This is a genomic window from Butyricicoccus sp. AM32-19, from assembly GCF_003480365.1.
Taxonomy (GTDB): Bacteria; Bacillota; Clostridia; order Oscillospirales; family Butyricicoccaceae; genus Agathobaculum; species Agathobaculum butyriciproducens.
In genome coordinates this window covers 1-26,778 of sequence record NZ_QUIX01000002.1, presented here as the reverse complement: position 1 = coordinate 26,778, position 26,778 = coordinate 1, and the positions used below count along the sequence as shown (strand labels likewise).

At 50.3% G+C, this 26,778-nt stretch carries 19 protein-coding genes; 17 read left to right on the top strand and 2 right to left on the bottom strand.

Annotation, left to right across the window (positions count from 1 at the left end; translation table 11 throughout):
* Window positions 1-30: 30 nt before the first annotated feature.
* The 17 genes from DW806_RS02250 (at window position 31) to DW806_RS02170 (ending at window position 24,348) form a co-directional block, all read left to right on the top strand.
* Window positions 31-354, top strand: a complete 324-nt coding sequence (locus tag DW806_RS02250; protein WP_118285596.1) for a plasmid mobilization protein — start codon at window positions 31-33, stop codon at window positions 352-354.
* A gap of 1 nt (window position 355) precedes the next feature.
* The gene (locus tag DW806_RS02245) at window positions 356-1,774 is read left to right on the top strand and encodes a relaxase/mobilization nuclease domain-containing protein (RefSeq protein WP_118360351.1); all 1,419 of its coding nucleotides are present in this window, start codon (window positions 356-358) and stop codon (window positions 1,772-1,774) included.
* Window positions 1,716-2,495 (top strand): PcfB family protein, encoded by a 780-nt coding sequence (locus tag DW806_RS02240; protein WP_110436363.1) that lies wholly within the window; start codon window positions 1,716-1,718, stop codon window positions 2,493-2,495. Before DW806_RS02245 ends, DW806_RS02240 begins: the two co-directional genes overlap by 59 nt.
* A gap of 2 nt (window positions 2,496-2,497) precedes the next feature.
* Entirely contained in the window at window positions 2,498-3,385 is an 888-nt protein-coding gene (locus DW806_RS02235) for an ArdC-like ssDNA-binding domain-containing protein (protein WP_243022613.1), read from the top strand.
* A 5-nt stretch (window positions 3,386-3,390) separates the two neighbouring features.
* The gene (locus DW806_RS02230; protein WP_110436364.1) at window positions 3,391-3,582 is read left to right on the top strand and encodes a hypothetical protein; all 192 of its coding nucleotides are present in this window, start codon (window positions 3,391-3,393) and stop codon (window positions 3,580-3,582) included.
* Entirely contained in the window at window positions 3,569-5,389 is a 1,821-nt protein-coding gene (locus DW806_RS02225; RefSeq protein ID WP_118728971.1) for a VirD4-like conjugal transfer protein, CD1115 family, read from the top strand. Before DW806_RS02230 ends, DW806_RS02225 begins: the two co-directional genes overlap by 14 nt.
* Window positions 5,379-5,720 (top strand): glutamyl-tRNA amidotransferase, encoded by a 342-nt coding sequence (locus DW806_RS02220; protein ID WP_110436366.1) that lies wholly within the window; start codon window positions 5,379-5,381, stop codon window positions 5,718-5,720. The genes DW806_RS02225 and DW806_RS02220 overlap by 11 nt, the downstream gene beginning before the upstream one ends.
* A 60-nt stretch (window positions 5,721-5,780) precedes the next feature.
* A complete protein-coding gene (locus tag DW806_RS02215) occupies window positions 5,781-6,617 on the top strand; it encodes a hypothetical protein (protein WP_110436367.1) in 837 nt (278 codons plus the stop codon).
* Between the two features lie 13 nt (window positions 6,618-6,630).
* Complete coding sequence (locus DW806_RS02210; RefSeq protein WP_118285593.1) at window positions 6,631-6,996, top strand: PrgI family protein; 366 nt, start codon at window positions 6,631-6,633, stop codon at window positions 6,994-6,996.
* The gene (locus DW806_RS02205; RefSeq protein ID WP_118684101.1) at window positions 6,989-9,328 is read left to right on the top strand and encodes a VirB4-like conjugal transfer ATPase, CD1110 family; all 2,340 of its coding nucleotides are present in this window, start codon (window positions 6,989-6,991) and stop codon (window positions 9,326-9,328) included. The genes DW806_RS02210 and DW806_RS02205 overlap by 8 nt, the downstream gene beginning before the upstream one ends.
* A 36-nt stretch (window positions 9,329-9,364) precedes the next feature.
* The gene (locus tag DW806_RS02200) at window positions 9,365-11,308 is read left to right on the top strand and encodes a CHAP domain-containing protein (RefSeq protein WP_243022137.1); all 1,944 of its coding nucleotides are present in this window, start codon (window positions 9,365-9,367) and stop codon (window positions 11,306-11,308) included.
* Window positions 11,309-11,377: 69 nt separating this feature from the next.
* Entirely contained in the window at window positions 11,378-11,608 is a 231-nt protein-coding gene (locus DW806_RS02195) for an LLM class flavin-dependent oxidoreductase (protein WP_118285591.1), read from the top strand.
* Window positions 11,587-12,216: a recombinase family protein gene (locus DW806_RS02190; RefSeq protein ID WP_199677244.1), complete on the top strand. Its 630-nt coding sequence runs from the start codon at window positions 11,587-11,589 to the stop codon at window positions 12,214-12,216. The genes DW806_RS02195 and DW806_RS02190 overlap by 22 nt, the downstream gene beginning before the upstream one ends.
* 300 nt (window positions 12,217-12,516) lie before the next feature.
* The gene (locus tag DW806_RS02185) at window positions 12,517-15,423 is read left to right on the top strand and encodes an S-layer homology domain-containing protein (protein WP_158578264.1); all 2,907 of its coding nucleotides are present in this window, start codon (window positions 12,517-12,519) and stop codon (window positions 15,421-15,423) included.
* A gap of 13 nt (window positions 15,424-15,436) precedes the next feature.
* Window positions 15,437-19,012, top strand: a complete 3,576-nt coding sequence (locus DW806_RS02180; protein WP_118728969.1) for an S-layer homology domain-containing protein — start codon at window positions 15,437-15,439, stop codon at window positions 19,010-19,012.
* A gap of 58 nt (window positions 19,013-19,070) precedes the next feature.
* Entirely contained in the window at window positions 19,071-22,226 is a 3,156-nt protein-coding gene (locus tag DW806_RS02175) for an S-layer homology domain-containing protein (protein ID WP_118728968.1), read from the top strand.
* A 325-nt stretch (window positions 22,227-22,551) separates the two neighbouring features.
* On the top strand, window positions 22,552-24,348 hold the full coding sequence (locus DW806_RS02170; RefSeq protein ID WP_110436375.1) for a sensor domain-containing diguanylate cyclase: 1,797 nt from the start codon (window positions 22,552-22,554) through the stop codon (window positions 24,346-24,348).
* Window positions 24,349-24,775: 427 nt separating this feature from the next.
* Here the strand turns inward: DW806_RS02170 and DW806_RS02165 are convergent, their stop codons facing one another.
* Window positions 24,776-25,960 (bottom strand): tyrosine-type recombinase/integrase, encoded by a 1,185-nt coding sequence (locus tag DW806_RS02165; RefSeq protein WP_118285582.1) that lies wholly within the window; start codon window positions 25,958-25,960, stop codon window positions 24,776-24,778.
* Window positions 25,961-26,042: 82 nt separating this feature from the next.
* Window positions 26,043-26,234: a helix-turn-helix domain-containing protein gene (locus DW806_RS15085; protein ID WP_158574641.1), complete on the bottom strand. Its 192-nt coding sequence runs from the start codon at window positions 26,232-26,234 to the stop codon at window positions 26,043-26,045.
* Between the last annotated feature and the right edge of the window lie 544 nt (window positions 26,235-26,778).

The following is a 26,778-nucleotide window of genomic DNA, read 5'->3' as shown; positions in this document are numbered from 1 at the left end:
CCATGCTGACAATTAGAAAGGAAGAAAAATATGCGTAAGAGAAATTGCCGTGTAGAAATCTATTTTACCAAGGACGAACTGGAGAGCCTGACCAAGAAGGTTCGCAAGTCCGGCCTGTCCCGTGAGAGCTTTTGCCGCCACCTACTGAATGGCGCGGAGATCAAGGAAGCGCCTTCTGCAGACGTGCCGATGCTGATCAATGAGGTGCGTCGCGTTGGCTACAACATCGATCAGATCCTGCGCATGGCGAATGCGCGCGGCATGCTCGATGTACCCAAGCTGCGCGAAGCGCTGACGGAGAACCGCAAAGTTGAGAAGATGATTACGGCGGCATATACGATGCCGGAAGACTGATATGGCAGTCACTTCAATTTGGCCGGTCAAGAGTCGCTTGGACCATGTGATCAATTATGCGCGAAATCCGGCGAAGACAAGGGAAAGATCTTTGGTGGCACAAGCTTCACTTCATGCAATTGACAACGTGATTGAATATGCGGCGGATACAATCAAGACGGAGGAACGCGCATATGTTTCGTGCCTGAATTGCCGAGAAGACGATGCAGCAGCGCAAATGATGGAAACGAAACGATACTGGGGAAAACCTGATGGGCGGTTGTGCTTCCATGGGTATCAGTCTTTTGCGGAAGGTGAAGTGACAGCGGAAACCGCCCATGCAATCGGAGTGGAATTAGCAGAAGAATTGTGGGGAGAACGATTTGAAGTTGTAATTGCTACACACTGCAACACAGGCCATTACCACAATCATTTTGTAATCAACTCGGTTTCATGGGCAGACGGCTATAAGTTCAATAATTCGAAGTCGGATTATGCCGAGATGAGAAAAATATCAGATCGCTTATGTCGAGAGCATGCAATTTCTGTGATTGATGTGCCGAGCGGCAAAGGAAAACACTACGCACAGTGGTCTGCCGAAAAGAATGGCAAACCAACGTACCGCAGCATGATTCGCGCTGATATTAACCGGGCAATCCGGGCATCGACTACGGAACGGGATTTTATCCGCATCATGCAGGAGATGGGGTATGAACTGAAGACGCGCGGAAAGAGTGGTGAGCCGCTCAAATACCCCGCAATCAAGCCGCCGGATGCCAAAGGATATTTTCGCTTTCACAAGCTGGGCGAGGAGTATTCGCTCGATGCGATTAAAGATCGTATTTTGGACAACATCTCAAAGCAGTATCCGTTTCCTGCTGTAGAGCATCATGCACCACGTAAATATCGAGTGCGCGGAAACGTGCGCAGATCAGTGACAGGCCTTCAAGCCCTGTATTTTCGATACTGTTATGAACTGCATATTCTGGTGAAGCATCCGACATCCGTAAAGCGGGTGTCTTTTTTACTGAAAGAGGATGTTACCAAACTGGATCGACTGGATGCGCAGACAAGGCTTTTGGCAAGAAACCACATCCGTACAGGTGAAGATTTATCTGCATATCAATCAAATGTAGAAGCTGCGGTACAGGCACTCGTTGGAAAACGACATGAATTGCGAAATGAACTGAAATGCGTTAAACGCAGAAATGGTGTTGATGATGCAGTCAAGGCACAGATTAAGGACCTGACTGCGGAGATCAGAGCGAAGCGAAAGGAGGTGGTTTTATGTAGTGAAATAGCAAAGCGTTCCGAACAAGTGCGAGAGAAGTTGGAACGGCTGAATAAACAGAAGAAACTGGAACGAAAGGAGCGAGATGAGCATGAGTTATTCGGGCGACGCGGCAGAACAGGTCGTGAGAATGTCGCTGGAAGGGGCTGAAGTTGCCGCCAAAATCACCGGTGCAGGCGCGAAACAGGTCGCTGTTCTTCTGTATGCCATTCTGCGTGAACAGAAAAAGACCAAGGGTAAGACGCGGCTGACGAATATGCTGCGAAGCGGCAAAGAACTGAAAGTCTTTGCTGTGAAGGACACTGATCTGAAGCAGTTTTGCGAGGCATCCAAGAAGTATGGTGTGCTGTACTGCGTGCTGAAGGACAGGAATGCTGATGACGGTATTACGGATGTGATGGTTCGAGCGGAGGATGCAAGCAAGATCAACCGCATTTTTGAGCGTTTTCAGCTTGCAACGGTTGATATGGGCAGCGTTAAGAGTGAAATCGAACGCAGCCGCCGCGAGAAAGCCGCAGAGGAATTTCCGGAACCGGAGCGCAGCGCAGCCGAGTCGGATAAAACGGCACAGTTGGTAGATTCCATGTTGCAGAAACCGGACAAGGAGCAAGAGGGGCATACACCAAACCCCGCACAGGCTCGGACGACAAAATCCCCTCAGTCCGAGCCTATCTCAAGGCCCAGCGAACGAAGCGAGCGGGATATCTCTAATCGAGAACGGGTACGGCCATCTGTACGGCAGGAACTGAAAGACATTAAGGCAGAGCAGGCTGCGAAGGCCGCAGAGAAAGCGAAGGACCGTGCTGAGAAAATGCCTGCGACTGAGCATCATGCCCCAAAGAAGAAGCGCAGGAAGAGAAAGGAGCGTTGAGCATGGAAAACAATGACGGTCTGGTTCAGAACAGCAATGCTGAACCTTTTGATAAGGAAAAATGGGCAAAACAGAAACGTGAGGAGCGCAAAGTTGTCTATCAAATGATTGACGATGCAGCGGTCGCGGCAGTCAGCAGCGGTGAGAAGTTTCAGGCGTTTCTGAATATTCAGGCGCAGTTTGACCGGTATTCTGCCAGTAATGCGCTGCTGATTGCCCATCAGTGTCCGGATGCGACGCAGCTGGCAGACTTTGCTGCCTGGAAGAACACTGGTGTTCACATCAAGAAAGGGGTTTGCGCCATCAACCTTCTGGAACCCGGACAGGAATATACGAATCAGGACGGTACGGTAAAAACCTCTTACAAGGTGAAAAAGGTGTTCGATGTGTCGCAGACAACGGCTTTGCAGAAGCATGAGACGTTGGTATCCCATGATAAAAAGTTGCTGCTGAATGCGCTAGTTGATCATCGGCCTTGCGAAATTGAGGTTTCGGATGACCTGCCGGAACGAGTGAATGTACTGTATCAGCCAGCGGACAGCAAGATTTACGTTCGTCAGGGCACGGATGCAGAACCGCTGTTTCGCGGACTGGCACAGGAAATTGCAAAGGTCCATCTGAAACAGAAAAACCTGACCTGTTGTAACCCTGCTTTTACGGCATATTCGGTGGCATATGTGCTGTGTCGGAAAAATCAGCTGTCCTGCGAGACGTTTCGTTTTGACCGAATGCCAGCGGAGTTTGGCGGTATGGACGCCAAGAGCGCCAGACAGGAGCTTAGTACGATCAGGCGTGTTTCCAACGTGATGATTGGTGATATGAACCGAGTGCTAGATACACATGACCGGAAACAGCCGCAAAGAGAGAACGCCAACAGAGAGGAACGGTGACAAAGATGGCATCTGATAAGAAAGTTGTAACGCTGGAGGAACACGAGCAGCGGCTTATGGTGCGCGGTCTGGCAGATTACCGAAACGATGCAATCCGGGATGGTAAGCCGACGGACGATATTGATGACTTGCTTCTCAAAGTGATCGACGCACCGCCCAAACGGAAACGGGGGCTGTGGCGGAATGAAGCAAGATAAGTTTTCGCCAGTAAGCCTGATCTGCTATGCCTGCGGTTGCATACCGGTCATCTGGATAGCGCTGTTGTTCGCTCCGTATTTAGATGATGGATTGATCGGTTTGATTAAGAATGCCGGTGCCGCATTTGCAAATCCGTTTCATATCATGCTTTGTAGGGATAGTCTCCGAGCTGTCCTTATTTTTCTACTGATTTACGGGTTGGCTTTGGCGGTATTTCTCTCGAGTGACCGAAATTACCGCAGGCGCGAGGAGCATGGTTCAGCACAGTGGGGTTCTCCAAGGGAAATCAGTCGAAAGTATGCAAATAAGGCTGCGCCAGAAAATAAAATCCTGACGCAGACTGTTGCAATCGGACTTGATGGTCGAAAGCACCGACGAAATCTGAATATTCTGTGCTGCGGCGGCAGCGGTGCTGGCAAGACGCGCTTTTTTGCAAAACCCAATGTGATGAATGCGAATACCAGCTTTGTTTGTCTTGACCCAAAGGGCGAACTCCTGCGCGATACAGGCAATCTTCTGAAATCCAAGGGCTATGAAATTAAGGTGATCGATCTCATCAATATGGAGAAAAGCCACTGTTACAATCCGTTTGTCTATCTGCGGAATGATAATGATATTCAGCGCCTTGTGACGAACCTGTTTAAGAATACCACACCTAAAGGCAGTCAGTCGCAGGACCCTTTCTGGGATCAGGCGGCGCAAATGCTTCTGCTGGCTCTAATTTTTTATCTTCATTATGAAGCTCCGGAGGACGAACAGAACTTCCCCACGGTGATGGAGATGATTCGAGCGGGTGAAGTGCATGAGGACGATGATGGTTTTGTTTCGCCGCTGGACGAACTGTTCGACCGACTGGAGATGCGTAATCCGGAGCACATTGCCCTGAAATATTATCGCAACTACCATTCTGGCAGCGGCAAAACGCTGAAATCCATTCAAATCACACTGGTTGCCAGACTGGAGAAGTTCAATCTGGAGTCCCTTGCTGGTATTACGCAGACCGATGAAATGGAGCTATGGAGCGTAGGCGAGAAGAAAACGGCTGTGTTTGCAGTGATTCCGGATAATGACAGCAGCTTCAATTTCCTTGTCGGTATGCTGTACACGCAGCTGTTTCAACAGCTTTACTACCAGGCAGACATTGTTCATGGCGGCAGACTGCCGGTTCATGTGCATTTTGTGATGGACGAGTTTGCAAATGTCGCCCTGCCCGATGAGTTTGATAAGCTGCTGGCTACGATGCGCAGCCGTGAGATTTCAGTGAGCATTATTATCCAAAACCTTGCACAGCTGAAAGCATTATTCGAAAAACAGTGGGAAAGCATCGTGGGCAACTGTGATGAGTTCCTGTATCTCGGCGGTAACGAGCAGTCTACGCATGAATATGTGTCCAAGCTGCTCGGCAAGGAAACGATTGATACGAACACCTATGGACAATCCAAAGGTAGAAACGGCAGCTACTCGGTCAACTGGCAGATCACAGGCCGAGAGCTGATGACACCTGATGAAGTGCGTATGCTGGACAACCGCTACGCACTTCTTTTTATACGCGGTGAGCGACCGGTCAAAGACTTCAAATACGATGTTTTGAAACATCCGAATGTGAAACTCACCACAGACGGCGGTATGGAGCCTTACCAGCATGGACAGGACACACGCAGTATCGCATCTGTCGTACTGGACGCTGAACTTGCTAAAAAGGCAGAGAAACTGACCGTTTCCAGTCAACATGACTTCTTGCTTCTCACAGAAGAGGAGCTAGAAGAACATTTCAAGAAGATGGAGGAAAAACAACATGAAAAATAAAAATGAAAACCGGAAGCCGGTGCCTGACAAGGTGAAAAAGGGCTTCCGTCGCTACTGTACGGCGGTGATGGCTGCGGCAGTGCTCTGCTGCTGCACCGTCCCGGCGTTTGCGGCAGACGATCCGCTGGCAGTGATCAACAACCTGAGCAATTTTATTTTCGGCCTGATTCGCGCTGTTGGTCTGATCCTGCTTGGCTGGGGTATCGTGCAGGTAGGTCTGTCGCTTCAGTCCCATGACCCCTCTCAGCGTTCTAACGGCTTTCTGACACTGGCAGGCGGCATTGTCATCACCTTTGCCAAGGAAATCCTGACGCTGATTACCGGCGGCTAAGATACGTTATCCAACAGTTTGGGGCAGGCATGATGCCTGCCCCGGAAGGAGGTGCTTGAAGTGTCGGATAACTGGGTCGTACAAAACCTGACCAATGCGCTGGAAACATGGAATGATAAGCTGTCAGAGATTTGGCTGCTCATTACGCAGTCGCCAGAAAACTTTAAGGGCGGCGCGATTTGGAGTGTGATCGTCAGCATTCATGGCGCACTCCAGGCGATTGGATATGCGCTTCTGGTGGTTTTCTTTGTGGTTGGCGTGATGAAAACCTGCGGCAGCTTTGCGGAAATCAAGAAGCCTGAACACGCAGTAAAGCTGTTTGTGCGGTTCGCCCTTGCCAAAGGACTGATTTCCTACGGCATGGAATTGATGCTGGCTCTGCTCAATATTGTACAGGGCGTTATTTCTTCGATTATGAATGCCGCAGGATTTGGAGGAGCACAGCAGACGGTATTGCCACAGGAGATTATTACAGCCGTAGAAGAATGCGGCTTTTTTGAAAGCATTCCTCTGTGGGCCGTCACGCTGATCGGCGGACTGTTCATTTGGGTGCTGTCTTTTGTGATGATTCTAAGTGTTTATGGGCGGTTTTTTAAGATGTTCATGTACACGGCAATTGCGCCGATTCCGCTGTCCAGCTTTGCAGGAGAACCAAGCCAGAACATCGGTAAGAGTTTCTTAAAAGGTTATGCTGCGGTTTGCCTGGAGGGAGCGATTATCGTCCTTGCCTGCATTATATTCAGCGTATTTGCAGCATCGCCGCCGGTGGTTGATGTGGATGCGGCAGCAGCATCCATGGTATGGAGTTATATTGGCGAACTGATTTTCAATATGCTGATTCTGGTTGGCTCGATAAAAATGGCAGACAGAATTGTGCATGAGATGATGGGACTGTAAGGAGGGAAAGGCATTGGAAGTTAAAATCAATCGAGAGATTCGGAACTATACCGAATCCATGTTCTTCGGACTGTCTATGCGGCAGTGCGTGTTTACAGTGCTTGCAGCTAGTGTAGCGATTCTGCTGTACTTTGTCCTCAAACCGTATGTCGGCACAGAAACGGTTTCATGGATGTGTATCCTTGGTGCTGCCCCGTTTGCTGCTATGGGATTTGTGACATATCACGGTATGACGGCCGAGCAGTTTGTATGGGCATGGCTGCGGTCAGAAGTGCTGGAGCCAAAAGTCATTCGATTCCAGTCGAATAATATCTATTATGAAGCGTTAAAGCCTGAGCTGGAGAAGAAAGAGAAAGAGGGAATGAAGAACCATGATTAAGAGTATTCGTACCATCATGAAGCAGGATAAGGAACGCTACAAGGTACCTCGCAAAGTGCAGGATGTCATCCCTATCAGGCGCATCTGGCCGGACGGTATTTTTCAGGTGGGCAGCAAGTTCACTAAGATGTATCGGTTTACGGATATTAACTATTTGGTGGCCTCCCGCGAGGATAAGGAGAGTATGTTCCTGACCTATTCGGAACTGCTGAACAGTCTGGACAGCGGCGCGACTACCAAACTGACGATTTATAACCATCGTCAGAACCGCGCCAGCTTTGAAAAATCCATTCTAATGCCGATGAAGGAGGACGGACTGGACCAGTACCGCAAGGAATATAACCAGATGCTGCTGGACAAGGCTACGGGCGCAAACGGTATCATGCAGGAGAAATACCTGACGGTCTCGGTAGCCAGAAAGGACGTGGAGGAAGCAAGAACGTATTTTTCACGCATTGGCGCTGACCTGTCGGCACATTTTGCAGCGCTCGGTTCCAAGTGTATGGAACTGACGGCGGCAGAACGCCTGCGTATGCTGCATGATTTTTACCGTGCCGGTGAGGAAACTACGTTTGACTTCGACATTAAGAGCATGGCGAGAAAGGGCCATGATATTCGGGATTTTATCTGCCCTGACTCCATTGAAAAGAACAAGGATCATCTGATTCTGGGCGATCAGTATTGCCGGGTGCTGTTTCTCAAAGACTATGCCAGCTACATTAAGGACAGCATGGTTACGGAACTGACTGACCTGAACCGCAATATGATGCTTTCCATTGATATTCTGCCCATTCCGACCGATGAGGCAGTGCATGAGGTGGAGAGCCGCCTGTTGGGTGTGGAAACAAACATTACGAACTGGCAGCGCCGCCAAAATGCAAACAACAACTTCTCTGCTGTTGTTCCGTATGATATGGAGCTTCAGCGCAAGGAGAGCAAGGAATTCCTTGACGACCTGACCACCCGTGATCAGCGCATGATGTTCGCAGTGCTGACAATGGTGCTTACGGCAGATACCAAGGAGCAGTTGGACGCAGATACAGAAACCGTACAGGCGATTGCCCGAAAGCATATGTGTCAGCTGGCTGTGCTGAAATATCAGCAGCTTGATGGACTGAATACAGTGCTGCCAATCGGCTCTCGCAGGATTGATGTTTTTCGAACGCTGACAACGGAAAGCCTTGCAGTGTTTATGCCGTTCAAGGTACAGGAAATCCAGGATAAGGGCGGCATCTTCTTTGGAGAGAATGCGATTTCGCATAATCTCATCATGTGCAATAAAGCGAACCTGCTGAACCAGTCTGCATTTCTGTTGGGTGTGCCTGGCAGCGGCAAATCGTTCAATGCAAAGGAGCTGATTACGTTCCTGATTCTGAATACCGATGATGATATCCTGATCTGTGACCCGGAAGGAGAATATGCGCCGCTTGCGGAAGCAATGGGCGATATTTCGTCTGTGATTCGTGTTTCGGCTGGCGGTAAGGACAGACTGAATGCCATGTACATGGTTGATGGCTACGGCGAAAACAACCCGATTGTAGTGAAATCGCAGTTTATCATGTCGCTGGTAGAGCGTATTGACCCGAACGGTGTCGGTCCGCAGCAGAAGTCCATCATTGACCGATGCGTTGCGGCGGTGTATCAGGAAGCGGAGCAGTCCGGCACAGTGCCCACGCTGTCAACACTGCGTGAAATGCTGCTCGATCAGCCGGAAGAAAAGGCCAAGGACATTGCGCTTGCACTGGAGCTGTTTACCACCGGTTCTCTGGATATTTTCGGTCATAAAAGCACGGTCAATCTGGACAAGCGGGTGGTTGTGTTTGACATTCATGGACTGGGTGAACAGTTGAAGCCGATCGGCCATCTGGTCATTACGGATACCATGCTGAACCGCGTAACGCTCAACTGGAAACGCGGCAAGCGCACGCATGTATTCATTGATGAGTTCCATGTCATGTTTGAAAACGAGTTCAGTGCGGCCTTTTTCAATTCGGCATGGCGGCAGTTTCGAAAGAGAAATGCGTACCCGACCGCTATCACGCAGAATGTGGAGTATCTGCTGGATTCCGTTCAGGCAAGTACCATGCTCTCTAACTCGGAGTTTATTGTCATGCTCAATCAGGCAGCATCCGACCGTGAAAAGCTGGCGCATTTGCTGAATATCTCGAATGAGCAGATGAGCTATATCACCAACGCAGATGCAGGCTGCGGCCTGATTAAATATGGCAGCGCACTGGTGCCGTTCATCAACCGTTTTCCGCAGAATACGAAACTGTATGAGCTGATGACGACCCGACCTGGTGAGGGTCAGTTTGCACACGGGCAGGAGTAATCCTGCCCGTTTCTGCGTATGGAGGTGAGTAGGAAAATGCCAAAGATCAAGACAAGAGAAAAGGTGCAAGGCATTAAGACGTTGGATAAGGCGGCGGTTGCGGGAGAACGCATGAAGGAGGTATATATCCGTTCCAAAGAACAGTTTACAAATTTGACAGATGACCGTTCGGAAAATCCCAATGCCTATGCTGGGGACAAGGTGCAACGAGCAGCGGAAAATGCGGCGGAAGATACTGCTCGTGTTGCTGCGGCTGGTGCAAAACTGGCAGTGAAAAAAGGAACAGCGGCAATCAAGCAGCGCAGGGAACGATATGCGGAACCGATGCAGGAGCCGGCGATGCCCAATCAGCCATGGGGTGAAAATGACATCACACCTCAGAAACAATCGCAACGGCAGGCTGCAATTCGTGCACAACAAGTGAAAACGAACCGGAAAACTGCCGGAAAAGATGCTCCGAGAATAAAAATCGGACAGCAGACTGTGAGTAGAGTTTCAAATGACCCGGTGGAACAGGGACGTACATTGGCAAAGAGCAAAGCTGCCAAGAAGTTGAAATCTGCTCGAATCAAAGAGCGGCAGTCTGCGATTGCAGGTTCAGATCGGACTATTAAACCTGCCGAAACGAGTTTCCATGATTGCGTAGTGCATGGTTCACAGCATAGTGCAAATCCAGAAAAAAGCGTCATAAAGTCGAGAGAAACAGTATTGCACAGCAGCAAAACTGCTGCAAAAGAGGCAATTTCGCCTAAGACAACTCGGTTGAGAATCAAGACTGCTGCACGAAGGGTGCAGTCAGCCAGACAAACAGCGCAGTATGCAACTGCGGTTCAGCATCGTTCGGCGGAGGCTGCAGTGAAATCTGCTGAAATTTCGGCCCAGACATTTCGAGCAGCGACAAAGCGGACGGCAACCATGTCTAAACGAGCGGCAGAAGCCACGAAAGAGGTGCTTAGGGCAATTATTGCCGGTATGCGGTCGATGGTTGCGGCTCTGACTGCCGGCAGTGGAGTGACCTGCATGGTGATTGTTGTTGTGTGCTTGATTGGCATGATGGCAGGCTCCTGCTTTGGTATCTTTTTCTCAGGCGAAGACAGCGGCACTGGCATGACCATGCGGGACGCAGCACGAGAAATCAATCAGGAGTATAACGAGAAGATAGAAAAAATCAAAACAGACAATCCCTATGATAAATTGATCCTATCCGGTTCGAGAGCCACATGGCCGGAAATCCTTTCGATTTATGCAGTAAAGACCACATCCGACCAGAGTGATGGTCAGGAGGTGGCATCAATGAATGATATGAAGCTGGAGCTGCTGCGTAAGGTCTTTTGGGATATGAACAGCATTTCCTATCGTGTGGAGCGCCATACAAAAGGTAGCGGCAAAGATAAGACAACGGTAGTATATCTGTACATTACAATTTCGCATAAAACTACTGACGAGATGGCAGATCAGTATCATTTTAATGCTGACCAGAAAAAGCAGCTGGCAGAATTGTTGGATGAGAAGTATCGGTCGCTTTGGAGTTCCGTACTTTACGGTATCGGAACAGGTGATGGTGAAATCGTGACAATAGCGCTGTCGCAGCTTGGTAATGTGGGTGGTCAGCCTTACTGGAGCTGGTACGGCTTCACATCACGTGTGGAGTGGTGTGCTTGCTTTGTCAGCTGGTGCGCGAACGAGTGCGGCTATATTGATGCGGGAGTGATTCCGAGCTTTTCGCTGTGCAGTGATGGTTCGGACTGGTTCAAGGCACGCAGTCAGTGGCAGGAGCGTGATTACGAACCGTGTGCCGGTGACATTATCTTCTTTGACTGGGGCGGCGATGGCGTACCGGATCATGTGGGTATTGTCGAAAAAACGGAAGGCGGTACGGTGTACACCGTAGAAGGTAACTCTGGCGATGCCTGTCGGGAGAATAGCTATCCAGTAGGCGATGCGCGAATTTATGGGTATGGAGTGCCGATGTATTCATAATGATGAAAAATTCGACACCCAGTGTTAAGTGCAATACTGGGTGTCGGATAACTTGTATGGGAGGATAACATGAAAAGAGCAAATGCAAGAAACTACGGACACGAGGTAAAGGGATATATCATTGCAAATGGTATGACATTGACGTGCATGGCTGCACAGCTCGCTGAAAAGTACGGGCGGAGCAGCTGTATGCAGAACCTGTCCGGTAAACTGCGTCGCGGCACTTTCAGTTATACTGAAGCTGTCGAGATTGCTGATATTCTCGGCTATGATATCGTATGGAAGAAAAGGAAGTGTTGACAATAGCAGAGATTTACGGATATGTCCGAGTTTCAACGAAAGAACAGAATGAGGACAGGCAGATGATTGCACTGAGGGAATTGGCTGTGCCGGAGAGAAATATCTTTATAGATAAGCAATCGGGTAAAGATTTTGAACGGCCACAGTATAAAAAACTGCTGCGTAAAATGAAAAAAGACGATCTTCTCTGCATCAAGAGTATAGACCGTCTGGGACGCAATTATGAGGAAATATTAGCACAATGGCGGATTCTTACGAAAGATAAAGGCATCGACATTATGGTTTTGGATATGCCACTGCTAGACACCCGGCGCGGAAAGGATCTGATGGGAACCTTCCTCAGCGATATCGTATTACAAGTGTTGTCCTTTGTTGCGGAAAACGAGCGTATTAATATCCGCCAGCGGCAAGCGGAAGGTATCGCGGCTGCAAAAGCGAAAGGGGTTCGCTTTGGGCGACCCCCGAAACCTTTACCCGGAAATTTTGAAGAGGTGTATCGACGTTGGGAAAAAGGCGAAATAACAGGCACAGCCGCAGCGCGAGGATGCAGAATGCCGTTGTCTACCTTTCGCAACAAGGCATTTAAAATCAAACAAAGTATAAAATGAATTTAACCGAGAATGCGAGAATGTGTACTTTTTGGCATCTTCACTGCCTATAATTTTTCTCTATTATAGCACGGTTTCATAGGAATTACTACTATTAAACCTTTATTATGTACAATGTCTACTTTGACTAACAAAAAAGTACACCTTTTGACATCTCGTAACTGCCATTGCACGGAAGGAGGACAGCACAGCATCAATGCGGCGGACGAAAGAACTGCCGCGCAAGATCAGAAACCTGTCAGGATATTGCTTAGTGGCCTTGCCTTGGCAGGTATTACTATATGTAAAGGAGCATTTGATGTGAAAACGAAATTATTGTCATGGCTGTTGACAGTAAGTCTGCTCATGACCATGCTTCCGACTGCTGCGCTGGCCGCTGCGGCTCCCGGAACAAGCAGCGGAACAAGCAGCGGAACAGTTATATATGTATCCGGAAGCGGCGATGATTCAGCCGCCGGCGATGAGAGCGCACCCCTAAAAACAATTGGTGCGGCATTTACGAAGGCAGCTGACGGAGATACCATCTGCCTGCTTTCAGACATAGTTTTGCCGAGTAAAACCGTCCTGTCAGGTGATAAGTCAATCACGCTGGCGGGTAATGCCGGAGAAGCTGCACCTACGATCAAATATAGTTGGGATAGTGTCACACCCAATAACCTCTATATGATTGAAATCGGTGCCGAAAGTGGTACAAGCACACAGACGAATATTACGCTGCGAAATCTGACGGTAGATGCAGAAGCCCAGGATATTCGCTGCGTCCGTGTTTGCCCTGGCAGTCAGCTTATCCTTGCAGATGGTGCGACTGTTCGCAATGGCCGAGCAATCAATCAGGATGAAACGACTGGTACCAACGACTGGGGTGGCGGCATCGTTGTAGATAACGGCGCCAAACTGACGATGGAGGATAGCTCCAGTATCACCGGCTGTTCTGCCGAATGGGGTGGTGCTGTCTATCTCAGCGGCGAAATGGAGATCAACGGTGGCGAGATCAGCAACAATACTGCCGTTGGTGACAATTACGAGATCAACGGCGTTAATCATTCCGCCAGCGCACACGGTGGAGCGATTATGATCCGTGCTTGTCGTGCGGATTATGATACTGCCTATGATGCTCCTGCCAAACTGACCATGCGTGGAGGTACGATCAGTGGAAATGCGGCTACCAGCGATGTCAGCGCCTTTGGCGGTGCGATTTCTATTATCGGTACACGCAATACAGGAAACCTGACGAACACATTTGTCATGTCTGGCGGTACGATCTCCAACAACAAGGCAAGTTACGGTGGTGCCGTCTCGGCGTATGCAGCCGACAATTATTGGCAGGGCAATACCAGCATCCAGCTGTCGGGCAATGCTAAAATCACAGATAACATCGCTCGAAACTATGGTGGTGCTATCTGCTTGTTCGGCAACAATACACAGAATTATACCGACACGCTTACAATGAGCGGCGGCATGATTTCCGGCAACAAAGCAAACTCTGCCGGTGGCGGTGTGTATCTCTCTGCCCATGGCGACCAGATGTTTATGACCGGAGGCAGCATCCGAGAGAATGAAGCCGGTTATGGCGGAGGTCTGTCAATCCGTTCCGGCAACAGCGGTGCAAATCCTAATGCCGCTGTATATCTGCTGGGTGGCACCATCTCGGATAACCAGGCAACGAGTGGCTATCCGACAGATGATAGTCATTCCGAGCGCCTTTATTGCGGCAACGCAATCGAGCAGAGCGGTGAGCTTTATCTGGACGGAACACAGATGAATGTCAGCGGAGATATTCGCGTAGGATGTACGACTAATTTCCGCACTGGAGCAATCGAGACTAACCGCTATGTCACATTGGTAGGCGCATCTGATTCCATGCAGAATTACGAACTGACCTCTTATGATGATGAGTCTTTGGATGGCAGAGTGGTTGTTGCCCCCGGTACGATTACTTATGGCACAGAAACCTATAGCGTAGCAGATGCCGAGCCGTATCTGTCGCATTTTACACACAACCATAAGGAAATTATTACAGATACTGATTATACGGCAAAAACGGGAACTTCTTCTCAGGCGAAGAGCCTTGTTCTGTACGGAGCGATCCAAAAGTTTTCTGTTACCTACACAGACGGTATCGGCGGCACCAGCTTTGCGGATGAGGTAACCAGCGACCTGCGCCGCGGAACCCCCACCCCTGCATTTACCGGCGGAACACCGACCCGCAGCGGTTATACCTTTACCGGCTGGCAGCCGTCCGTAGCCGCAACGGTAACGGACAATGCCGTTTATACCGCACAGTGGACAAAGAACAGCTCCTCTTCCCATCATTCGACCCGCTATACGCTGCACTATGAGCCGAACGGCGGCACAGCTTACAAGGATGAGCGCTATTCTTCCGGCACGAAGGTGACGCTTGACAAGACCCCGACACGCGAGAGCTATACCTTTACCGGCTGGTATGCGGACAAGGCGCTGACGCAGAAGATCACGACCGTGACGATGAACAGCGACAAGACGGTCTACGCAGGCTGGGAGGCTACCGGTGTGCCGGACAAACTCAACGGCGATGACCACTACGCCTATGTGATTGGCTACTCGGACGGCAACGTTCGCCCGAACGCGAACGTCAGCCGCGCTGAGACCGCGACGATCTTCTTCCGACTGCTCAAATCCGACATTCGCGACGGAAATCTTACCGCCGACAACGAATTTTCCGATGTTTCGGACGGCCAGTGGCACAACAAGGCGATTTCCACGATGGCGAAGCTCGGTATCGTCAAGGGCCGCCGTGCGGACCGCTTTGACCCCAATACCTCGATCACCCGTGCGGAGTTTGCGGCGATCTGTGCGCGATTCAGCACCAGAACGGTCGAGAACAGCGGCAGCTTCTCCGACATTTCCGGTCACTGGGCGGAAAACGAGATCGAGAGAGCGGCGGCGTTCGGCTGGATTTCGGGCTATCCGGACGGCACGTTCCGCCCCGACGCCCGCATCACCCGCGCTGAGGCTATGACCATGATCAACCGCGTACTCTGCCGTATGCCGCAGAGTGAAAGCGACCTGCTGGACAGCATGGTAACGTGGCCGGACAACAAGCCGTCCGACTGGCACTATCTCGCCGTGCAGGAGGCCACGAACAGCCATGACTTTAACCGTCAGGGCGAGGTCGGCGAAAGCTGGACGAAGCTGACGAGCGTCCCCGACTGGAAGCAGTATCAGTAAGGGGGAGAAATTTATGAAAAAACGAATCCTATCAGGGCTGTTAGTAGCGGCAATGCTGCTCACATCATTGCCAACAGCCGCATTTGCGGCGGATGATACGAATGCTGAAGCGCCTGACACCGGTGAAACCCAAACGATCCTACCTCAATCAGAGGAGGATGCGGAGCAGTCGACTGTCACCGCGCCAAGCTATGAAGTATCTACTACAGCTGAACTCAGCAACGCGCTAACGCAGATTGCGGTATCGGAGTCTGGTGAAGCTATGATCGTACTGAAAGCGGATGTCAATGCTCCGGCAGAAAGCAATGTTGCGTCCTTCGGCGCAAACGGCAAGCATATCACCGTTTGCAGCACGGCAGGCAATCTGTTTAAGCTTAATATGGCGAGTCGTGGTATTCTGACCGGTGACTGCACCTTTGATAATGTTGATGTGACCGGCAGCAGACTGTTCTGCAACGGTTATCGGACGATTTTCACCGAAAACGGTCAGATCCATTTGAGTGAAACGCTCTACGGCGGCGGTTACAAAAAAACGGTAGCCAGCACCTATGTTGTGATTGCGGCAACCGGTTATATCAACCCGACTTCTTCGAGTGGTTTGCACGACGTGATCGGCGGCTCCTATCAAGGCTCCGTTGAGGGAGATACCTATTTGGAAATCACGGGCGATATTCAAATGCAGAGCGGCAACCATCTGAACCCCGGCTGCATGAAGGGCGACGGCAGCAGCGGCGATGGCAGGAACGTGCCCGATGTCTATGTCGGCGGCAATGCTACGCTGATTTATGACAACAAAAATAGTACCGCTACCGCGTCTCCCTCAATTGAAGGCACATACGGCTGCGAAATGAAGGGGAATGTTACTCTGGATGTTCGTGCAGGCAGTGTAGTGGGCATTGCCGGTACGGAGGAGCCGCTGGAGAAATCCATCATTCGCGGCGATTTGCATATTATCGCAGGCAATCCTGATTATGAGAATACCGATCGGATTCTGCGGTTAGGTAGCAACTGGCCGATTGTCGGCGCAGGCAACCGCTTTGCAACCTATCCCGGTGTTGAGGGCAATTATACGGTAGGCGGCAACATTACAATCGACACCTATGAGAATGTCTGGAGCTGGGATAAGGGTGTAGACCCTACGACTGATCACGACAAGTGGTATGATATTCCTGAAATCTATGGCGCCATCCGTGGCAATGTTGGTGGTAGCATTACTATCAATGCTCATGGTTCTCATGTGGAAAATATCACCGGTGCATCGGATTCTTCGACGGTCGGCGGCGATGTGACCATCAACGCCACGAATGTTGAGCTGAAGAACTACTATTATGAGGACCCGGATTACGATGAGGGCGATATTTATGCAAATTACAGAAGTATAATCAATGGTAAATGCGCCATCAATGTGGATGGCGGCGATGTAAATATCGTTCGGTTGACCAATGGCAAAACGGTCAACGAGGATTCACAGATCACGATTACCGGCAGTCCCAAAATCCGTACTGGCGTACTTTCTACTTCTAATTATGACAAAACCCCGAAGAATGTAGCTGTTACGCTGACCGACTGTACTGCAACAATTCCGTTTATTCAATCATCTACGCATACCCGTGTGATCAACAATTCTGATGTGAAATTAAACGGCTTATGGCTCACAGGCAGTTTGACAGTTGACGAAGGCAGTATTCTCAAAACCGATGATTTAGACGATATGGAACTGTCTGGCAATGTGGTCGTAAACGGTACATGGGAACAGCTTTTTATCAACAGCTCGAGAGCAGCGGCCTATGATGTCACGATTGCAGGGACGATGGCAGTTGGGAAAAGCGGTAAATATATTGGTCACGGTTCAACTCATGTTGCTGGTGATGTGAATTCCTGTGGCATGATGGCGTTGATGAAGCCGTCTGAGTTTGGCGGGAACTATGCAGGCACAAACGCAGAGCTGCGCTTACCGGCAGTCGTGACGAATTACACAGCTGCTGATATCCCGTTGAAAATCGGCGGTCTTTCCACCGGCACCACCACGGTCAACACGATGGACCCCGCTGACTGGCAGACTCTGAAAAAGCCTGCACTTGGTGACAACTACATTCTTTCCGAGAAAAACACCGATTCTCCCGCGCAGAATGTGTTTGTACTGGGCAATGCCGATGCCGTGGAAGACGGCTGGTTCCTCAAGCGCATGGCCGATGCCGATGGCTCGAACAATTACTATATGTGGCAGGTGGCAAACGGTATCCGCGTCATCTTCGATAAGAACGGCGGCGACACCGAAGCCTCTCCGCGTATTATGTCGCAGGAGAAGGTTGCAGGCAGTGCAAACCATTTTGACCTGCCGACGACCAATCCGACCCGCAGCGGCTACATATTCACGGGCTGGAATACTAAGGCAGACGGTTCGGGCGATGCCTTTACTGCTGCGACCGATGTGACCAGCAATATTACGGTTTATGCCCAGTGGAAGGACAGCACGACTTATTCCGTAACCTACAAGGACGGCGTGGATGGCACTGTCTTTGCCGATCAGACGACCGCTGATCTGCACGTCGGCGATACAACACCGGCTTTTTCCGGTACACCGACCCGCAGCGGCTACACCTTTACCGGCTGGGAGCCGTCCGTAGCTGCAACGGTAACGGACAATGCCGTTTATACCGCACAGTGGGCAAAGAACAGCTCCTCCTCCCATCATTCGACCCGCTATACGCTGCACTATGAGTCGAACGGCGGCACAGCTTACAAGGATGAGCGCTATTCTTCCGGCACGAAGGTGACACTCGATAAGACCCCGACCCGCGAGAGCTATACCTTTACCGGCTGGTATGCGGACCAGGCACTGACGCAGAAGATCACAACCGTGACGATGAACAGCAACAAGACGGTCTACGCAGGCTGGGAGGCTACCGGCGTACCGGACAAGCTCAACGGCGATGACCACTACGCCTATGTGATTGGCTACTTGGACGGCAACGTTCGTCCGAACGCGAACGTCAGCCGCGCTGAGACCGCGACGATCTTCTTCCGACTGCTCAAATCCGACATCCGTGACGGAAATCTGATCGCCGACAACGGATTTTCCGATGTTTCGGACGGCCAGTGGCACAACAAGGCGATTTCCACGATGGCAAAGCTCGGTATCGTCAAGGGCCGCCGTGCGGACAACTTTGACCCCGATGCCTCGATCACCCGTGCGGAGTTTGCGGCAATCTGTGCGCGCTTCAACACCAAACCGGTCGAGAACAGCGGCAGCTTCTCCGACATTTCCGGTCACTGGGCGGAAAACGAGATCGAGAGAGCGGCGGCGTTCGGCTGGATTTCGGGCTATCCGGACGGCACGTTCCGCCCCGACGCCCGCATCACCCGCGCTGAAGCCATGACCATGATCAACCGCGTGCTCTGCCGTATGCCGCAGAGCAAAAGCGACCTGCTGGACAGCATGGTAACGTGGCCGGACAACAAGCCGTCCGACTGGCACTACCTCGCTGTACAGGAGGCCACGAACAGCCATGACTTTGACCGTAAGGGCGAGGTCGGCGAAAGCTGGACGAAGCTGACGAGCGTCCCCGACTGGAAGCGGTATCAGTAAAAAAGTTAAAACGATATACAGGAAATTTAGTACAATAGCGTTATTCGAAAAGGACATTATGAATAAAAGAATTATTGCAAGTATTTTGACGGTTATAATGCTCATGACCATGCTTCCGACTGCTGCTTTTGCGGCAGACGGAGAGAGCACGGAGACAGGTGACTCGACCACCCCGGAAGCCGCCATTTATCTCGACCAGCAGCATGGCGCAGATGATAATGACGGACTGAGCAAAACGACTGCTGTAAAGACCATCGAAAAGGCAAACGAGCTTGCAAATGAAAAGAATATCAATGATATTTGTCTTTCGAGTTTTTATAAGGTCACAGGGACAGAAACTTGGGACCTTGGCGGAAAGACACTGCACCGCTATGGGCTCGGCGGCTATATGATCGAACTCGCCGATGCGTCTGCCTCGCTGACACTGAGTAACATTGTGATTGATGGCGCAGAGTGTACTGTGGATGCAGCACACGCTGCGGAGACCGACTCGATCATCAAGGCGGCGAACGGCGGCACTATCGTGCTGAACAGCGGTGCTATTTTACAAAACAATAAGGCGGCTCAGTTTGGTTCCGGTATTTTGGCGAATAACCGCGTCAACATAACGATGGAAGACGGCGCAATCATTCGTAACAATACAAACCGCAACTACGAATTGGGCGGCGGCATTCTGATTGGCAACAGCAGTACCTTCACCATGAACGGCGGCGAGATCAGCGGCAATACGGCGAATGGCGGAGGCGGTGTCGCGATCATCGGCTCAACGATGGTTATGAACAATGGTACGATCTCCAACAACAGCACCTACCGGACATCCGGTCAGGGCAGTTACGGTGCCGGTGTTTATGTTGCGGATTACGCCAACTCAAGTGGCGGCGATACATTGTTTACAGCTACACCGGCCTCTTTTGAAATGAATGGCGGCAAAATCACCGAAAATAAGGCACTTGACTACGGCGGCGGTGTTGTCACCTTCCCGCAGTACAGTAAGAAAATTACCATCAATATTAACAACGGCGAAATTTCCGGCAATAAGGTTACAGGTGGAAGCGGCGGCGCAGTCGCAGCGTTCTTCGGCGTAACTGAGCTGAATATCAAGGACGGCACGCTAACGGGAAATAGCGCTCGAAGCTACGGCGGCGGTGTTTTTCTGTATGACGCAACGAATGTAACGATTTCCGGCGGTACAATTTCCGAAAACAAAGCCTCGCAGGGTGGTGGCGTATACTTATGGCCAACATCCGCTGCTAAACAAACCGACGGTTCCATTGAAAACAATGTTGCAAATGCAGGCGGCGGTGTTTGTGGCGGCACCTATACCATGACAGGCGGTGTCATCAAGGATAATAACAATTCTCTGACCGAGGAAGCACGGCTTTCGACCAGAGGTGACGGTGTTTATGTAGGAACTGCCTTCAATCTGGGGGATGATGCTGAGATCAGCACGAATAACGATGTCTATCTGGTAAAGGGCAGCAGTATTCCCAAGGAAGGCCGTTATATCAATGTGATCTCCCAGTATACGGGCGCAAGCACCGCGAAACCGATTCAGATCCACAGCGAGGATCGCACGGTAGAGAATACCGAAATCGGTACGCAGCTTGTTCGTTATACGACGGACGCAGGCGGTGAAACTGCGGCGGCGACGGCCGATGCGGACGGTATTTTCGTCCCGAGCTGGAAAATGCCGGAGGGTCTGGCCATTGGACAGAGCAAGGCGGCAGGAAAGACCGACTGGATGACCTACGTACCGGCTGTTAAAATCCAGTATCAGTGGGTCAGCACGGATAACCCCAACGATGTAACACCCCCTGCGAATGATTATATCCGTACCGGCAGAGCATATACGGCGAAAGCACAGCAGAATTCCCACCAGGGATATACCTTTGATGGCTGGTACACGGATACCACATGTACAGTGCCGTATGTGAACGGTACGGTTCTGAATACGGATACGGTTCTTTACGGTCGCTGGAAGGCGGAGCACGGCAATCTGTCCGTTGCCAAGACCGTAGCCGGAAACAACGGAGATACCTCCAAGGCGTTCAACTTTACCGTGACGCTCGGCGATACCGGCATCAACGGCACATTTGGTGAAATGACTTTTGCCGATGGAGTCGCAACCTTCGTTCTGAAGCACGGTGAGAGCAAGACTGCTGTCGGACTGCCTGCAGGAATCACTTATACCGTAACCGAGGCGGAGGCAGATAAGGACGGCTACACCACAACGTCTGTCAACGCCAGCGGCAGTATCATCAAGGATGACACCGCAGCGGTAACCTTTACTAACACCCGAAACAGTTCCTCCTCCCATCATTCGACCCGCTATACGCTGCACTATGAGTCGAACGGCGGCACAGCTTACAAGGATGAGCGCTATTCTTCCGGCACAAAGGTGACGCTCGACAAGACCCCGACCCGCGAGAGTTATACCTTTACCGGCTGGTATGCGGATAAGGAACTGACTCAAAAGATCAGCAGCATCAAGATGACCAGCGACAAGACTGTCTATGCAGGCTGGGAGGCTACCGGTGTGCCGGACAAGCTCAACGGCGACGACCATTTCGCCTACGTCATCGGCTACCCGGACGGCAAGGTACACCCGAAGGGCAATATCAGCCGCGCGGAAACGGCGACAATCTTCTTCAGACTGCTCAAAGCGGACATCCGCGACGGAAATCTGACCGCCGACAACGGTTTTTCCGATGTTGCGAACGGCCAGTGGCACAACAAGGCGATTTCCACGATGGCAAAGATCGGTATCGTCAAGGGCCGCCGTGCGGACAGCTTTGACCCCGATGCCTCGATCACTCGTGCGGAATTTGCGGCGATCTGTGCGCGCTTCAACACCAAACCGGTCGAGAACAACGGCAGCTTCTCCGACATTTCCGGTCACTGGGCGGAAAACGAGATCGAGAGAGCGGCGGCGTTCGGCTGGATTTCGGGCTATCCGGACGGCACATTCCACCCCGACGCCCGCATCACCCGCGCTGAGGCTATGACGATGATCAACCGCGTGCTCTGCCGTATGCCGCAGAGCGAAAGCGACCTGCTGGACAGCATGGTAACGTGGCCGGACAACAAGCCGTCCGACTGGCACTACCTCGCCGTACAGGAGGCCACGAACAGCCATGACTTCAACCGTCAGGGCGAGGTCGGCGAAAGCTGGACGAAGCTGACGAGCGTACCTGACTGGAAGCAGTATCAGTAATACAACAAGGAATTTTCGGAGCAGTGGCTCTCAAAGAATGACAACATCCCCTCTGCTACTCCAAGACGGCAAATATCTATACATTCACTATGCTTGCGGCATAGTGAGAGTAGAGTTGTTTTTCCCCGTTCAAGACACAGCCAGAGTTAAGGATGTTGCGAACGATTCCTATTTTTCACGGAAAGCTGGGGCATTTGCCCCAGCCTTCTCCAAGCGCTTGACCACTGGTGGAGCGCTTGGAGAAGGTTCTCAGAATGATACCATATATTCCGCGCAAAGAAAGATTTACTGATTGATACAGAGATAGACAAAGGAAATTGCAGATATGGATATTCACAAAAATTTGAATCAGACCACAGAACTGGATAGCGCACGGAACGATCTGTCAGTGGAAAAGAAGCTGCTTGACTGTATTGAAAACCTTGTCATGAACGATGACTTCACAGCAGCGGTCAACTCTGGGCTGACGACTATCCTCGAATATTACGATGCGGATCGTACCTACATATTTGAATTTCAATGGAAGGAAAATCTTACTCGGAATACCTACGAAATTTGCAGAGATGGTATCTCTCCGCAGATTGAGAATCTGCAGACAGTGCCCGTTGATGTAGTAGCACGATGGGTGGATAGTTTTGAGGACCAGGAACAGAATACCATCATCTTTATCGGAGATGTTGATGCACTCAAGGATGATCCTACCCACCGCCTTGAGTATGATTGCCTGCATCCGCAGGGGATCAAGAGTCTTATTGCCGTTCCCATTTTTATAAATGGCAAACTGCACGGCTTTCTTGGAATCGATAATCCCCGTAGCCACATGGATGCGCTGACGTTGTTAACGCAGCTTACTTATATCATTGCAAACGAGCTGCAAAAGCGCCTGCTTACAGAAGCACTGACGAAAAAAAGCTATCAGGACCCGCTGACCGGTCTAAACAACCGCTTGGCCTATGACGAGATGTTGGATCATTTGCGCGGAAAGGAGTTTCCGGTAGGCGTAGGATTTTTGGACATCAATGGGATGAAATGGATCAACGATACGCTCGGTCATGACATGGGCAACAAAGTGATCCAAAAGATTTGCACTATTCTCAACGAGCACATCGAACAGCAGTATATCTACCGCATCAGCGGCGATGAGTTCGTTATGATCTGGCCAGATGTTGATTATAAGGTTTTTATGAGCGCCGCAAAAAAACTGGAGGCGGCGCTGTTTGACGAGAAAAACATTGCATCGTTTGGTTTTGTATGGGGAAAAGAAGAAGATACGGGTATTGCCGTTCGCAAGGCAGAGAAAGCAATGCAGACAGCAAAGAATAAGTTCTACGCCGCAAATGCCGAATTAAAAGATAGTCGCCCCGGCTATCTGGACGCACTATTGCAGGAGTTTCGGGACAGCACCTTTATCCCATATTTGCAGCCGCTTTACAGTATCCAGTATAACCGTGTTTACGGTGCAGAAGTTCTCGTCCGTAAAATCGATCCGCATGGTAATATCCAGGCACCCGTGGAATTCATTGACGTTATGGAGCGTGAGCACATGATCTCTATGGTGGACTTCACAATGCTGCGGCAAGCCTGCGAACTGATCCAGAAATGGAAACCGGTATGGCCGGATATTGTGCTCAATGTAAACTTTTCACGCAACACACTGATGGAGCCAGACTTTCTGGAGCGGATCGATCAAATTCTTTCCGAGACCGGTGCTGACCCGGCGCAGCTTATCTTTGAGATCACGGAATCTTCGCAAAACATTCAGCTGGAATCCCTGTACAGTCTGTTGGATGAAGTGAAACAACGAGGTATTTCGCTGGCAATTGATGACCTTGGCACCGAGGCTTCCTGCCTTGAAATGCTTTATCTGCCGCAGATCAGCGTTGCAAAAATTGATAAAGGTTTGATCGACAAGGCTGAACACATCGACCGTGAACAGCTTGTCATCAAACATGTTGTCGACCTGTGCCACGATTTGAATATGCGCTGTGTGGCAGAGGGTATCGAAACAGACAGCCAGATCGAATTACTGAAAAAACTCGGATGTGATAAGCTGCAAGGCTATAAGATTGGTAAACCCATGCTGCCGGAAGACTTCCTTCGCCAGTTTGGAAATAATCGATAAAATAACAACAGCGACATTAAGCATGCTATCGAAGGATAGCAATTCAAATAATACACGAAAACAGGAAAACGGATTATATTGCTGCATATTCTTACTTTGTCAGTGTCGGCGGCAATGATTTCTTTCAATATTGCTTAAGCTGTTCTGGCGCATTGAGTGTCTCTCTGAGCAAAAAATCCACATCGCACGCTTTTCTTTGTGGGGATGTTTGACGGTTACGAACAAAAACAGGCTGCTTTTTAGCAGCCTGTTTTCGTGTTACGGGAAGTTATGCGTTTTCATCATAGACTTCGATATCACAGTATTGGTGAGCGATCAAACCGCAGATCTATCCCTCTTTTACTAAAACCCCGCACCACATCTAACAATTTCGGCATTTTCCCTTTGTCGTGATACCGAATATATACCAAAGTGGCTTTGAAAATTTTTAGATAGCTTCGAGAAGCGTTACCGCCGTAGTTTCTACGGATTCCAACACATGAATATAGGTGTTATAAGTAACAGATACATTCGCGTGTCCGAGCCACTTGCTTACTACGGTAATCGGGACACCGGCGTTAAGTGTCTGTGTTGCAAAGGTGTGACGAAGCTGGTGAAGCGTGAACGGCTTGCTGATTTCAGCATATTTCAGCACACGATGGAGTACACGCTGCAACTGGTCGTTAGACAGCATATTGCCATTGAGCGACGCTACCACATTCGGACTGCAAATTCCTTTCTTGCGGTAGATGGTGTGCAGGTTTTTCAAAGCGGCAATCGCCTTTGTGTTCAGCGGAACAATGCGGTTGCCGCTTGTCGTTTTCGTGCCCTTGATTTTCGCCTTTTTGTGATTCTTCCGTTCACCGTTTCGGTCGCGGTCGCAGACCATAGACAGGTTCTTGTTCACTGTAACCGTTTTACTGCAAAAGTCAATGTCAGACCATTTCAAAGCCTGCAACTCACCGCAGCGCAAACCGGTATGCACGAGGAACACAATCAGATTCGCGTGCGTAATCAACGGCAGACCGTTCTTTCGCTTCATTACTGCTACCTGCTCCAACGCCCGCACTTCCTCGCTTTCCAGCGCGATGATTTCGCGTTCCGGTTTGAACAGCGTCTTTTTCGGCATCTTCACATTGCGCATGGGATTCTTCGCAATATCGCCCTCGGAATGAGCATACTGAAACAGTTCCGACAAAAGGAAATTGATCTTCTTCACTACACTGTACGAAAGCGTTTTGCTTTTCGCAACCAGCAGATTCTGAATCTCCTCACTGCGGATAGACGCAATCTGAATATCGCCCAATACAGGCTTGATATGATGCAAATAAATGCTTTCGTAACGGTCAAAACTGCTGTTTTCGACAGAGTGCTGCTTGAACGTGTAAAACCAGTTATCTGCATAATCACGAAAAAACACTTTCTTGCACGCAGTCAGACCGCGTGCCGTCTGCTTTTTCCAATCCCGCAGCTTGCGGCGAACCTCAGCTTCGGTCGAACCATAAAGGTACTGCGGTTTCGCCATGGCTTCATCGCGGTATTTTGCTACCCAGCGGCCATCTTTGTGCTGATAAATACTGCCCTCCCCGTAATGACGATTCGTTTTCGTTACTTTTTCTGTTGTATTGCTCATTTTCGCTCCTGACCCGGTGCGGCAGCTACAACAGCTAACATTGTTATTATACGCCATACTCTGCATGGTTCGCAACGTCTGGTTAATAGAAGATTTCACGTCCGCGATTGGCCGCGAACCAGCGGTCAAGTTCTGCTCGAATGGTGATGTAATCACGTCCAACTTTGGTGACGGGCAGAACACCGGCCCGCAGTAAGGCGTTGAGTTTTGACCGGCCGAACGGAAACAGTTCCAGCAGATCATTCTGTGATAAAATTTCGTAATCAAATGACATGTAAAACCTCCATGAAGTGCGAAACCGGAAGAATACACGCAAAGAAGCGGTATTCTTCCGGTTTTATAATGATTTATACTGTTACTGTCAGTCTATTCGGCCTCACCCCCGACTGCGGGAAGCACCAAGCGATCGGCGGCGTACCGATTCCACAGGAATTTCACCTATCCGTTGTCCGACCTCATTGCCTGCGACGTTTTCACGCTCGGACGGTGACTGGTCGGGAGTATCATTATCTTCCGCGCGGGTCATTGCCATGATAGGAGCCACCCACAGTTCACAGCTTTCCGCTGCAGCTCTCCGCGCCGAATTTGTACCTGATGCCTGAGTATGCGGTTGTCAAAGGACATTGGAAATATTTCCTCTTTTACTATAACGCCGAAATGTGGTCAATGGAATAGCCCCTGAAAAATATTTTTAATCATGCACAAGATTCAACTTCAGTTTTTGTGCGATATGCTAATATCTTATCAAAACGCCGGTAAAAACCGCTTTTGAGGTGAGGGGAGAGGAACGAAATCCGCGCCGCCCGCGTCTTTCCTCT

What these genes read in the sequence shown, in the direction of transcription:
- DW806_RS02235 (WP_243022613.1), top strand. Translation starts at nt 2,498, where the DNA reads ATGGAAAACAATGACGGTCTGGTTCAGAACAGCAATGCTGAACCTTTT.
- DW806_RS02180 (WP_118728969.1), top strand. Translation starts at nt 15,437, where the DNA reads ATGAAAAAACGAATCCTATCAGGGCTGTTAGTAGCGGCAATGCTGCTC.
- DW806_RS02200 (WP_243022137.1), top strand. Translation starts at nt 9,365, where the DNA reads ATGCCAAAGATCAAGACAAGAGAAAAGGTGCAAGGCATTAAGACGTTG.
- DW806_RS02230 (WP_110436364.1), top strand. Translation starts at nt 3,391, where the DNA reads ATGGCATCTGATAAGAAAGTTGTAACGCTGGAGGAACACGAGCAGCGG.
- DW806_RS02175 (WP_118728968.1), top strand. Translation starts at nt 19,071, where the DNA reads ATGAATAAAAGAATTATTGCAAGTATTTTGACGGTTATAATGCTCATG.
- DW806_RS02220 (WP_110436366.1), top strand. Translation starts at nt 5,379, where the DNA reads ATGAAAAATAAAAATGAAAACCGGAAGCCGGTGCCTGACAAGGTGAAA.
- DW806_RS02225 (WP_118728971.1), top strand. Translation starts at nt 3,569, where the DNA reads ATGAAGCAAGATAAGTTTTCGCCAGTAAGCCTGATCTGCTATGCCTGC.
- DW806_RS02190 (WP_199677244.1), top strand. Translation starts at nt 11,587, where the DNA reads ATGGAAGAAAAGGAAGTGTTGACAATAGCAGAGATTTACGGATATGTC.
- DW806_RS02165 (WP_118285582.1), bottom strand. Translation starts at nt 25,960, where the DNA reads ATGAGCAATACAACAGAAAAAGTAACGAAAACGAATCGTCATTACGGG.
- DW806_RS02170 (WP_110436375.1), top strand. Translation starts at nt 22,552, where the DNA reads ATGGATATTCACAAAAATTTGAATCAGACCACAGAACTGGATAGCGCA.
- DW806_RS02205 (WP_118684101.1), top strand. Translation starts at nt 6,989, where the DNA reads ATGATTAAGAGTATTCGTACCATCATGAAGCAGGATAAGGAACGCTAC.
- DW806_RS02245 (WP_118360351.1), top strand. Translation starts at nt 356, where the DNA reads ATGGCAGTCACTTCAATTTGGCCGGTCAAGAGTCGCTTGGACCATGTG.
- DW806_RS02240 (WP_110436363.1), top strand. Translation starts at nt 1,716, where the DNA reads ATGAGTTATTCGGGCGACGCGGCAGAACAGGTCGTGAGAATGTCGCTG.
- DW806_RS02250 (WP_118285596.1), top strand. Translation starts at nt 31, where the DNA reads ATGCGTAAGAGAAATTGCCGTGTAGAAATCTATTTTACCAAGGACGAA.
- DW806_RS15085 (WP_158574641.1), bottom strand. Translation starts at nt 26,234, where the DNA reads ATGTCATTTGATTACGAAATTTTATCACAGAATGATCTGCTGGAACTG.
- DW806_RS02195 (WP_118285591.1), top strand. Translation starts at nt 11,378, where the DNA reads ATGAAAAGAGCAAATGCAAGAAACTACGGACACGAGGTAAAGGGATAT.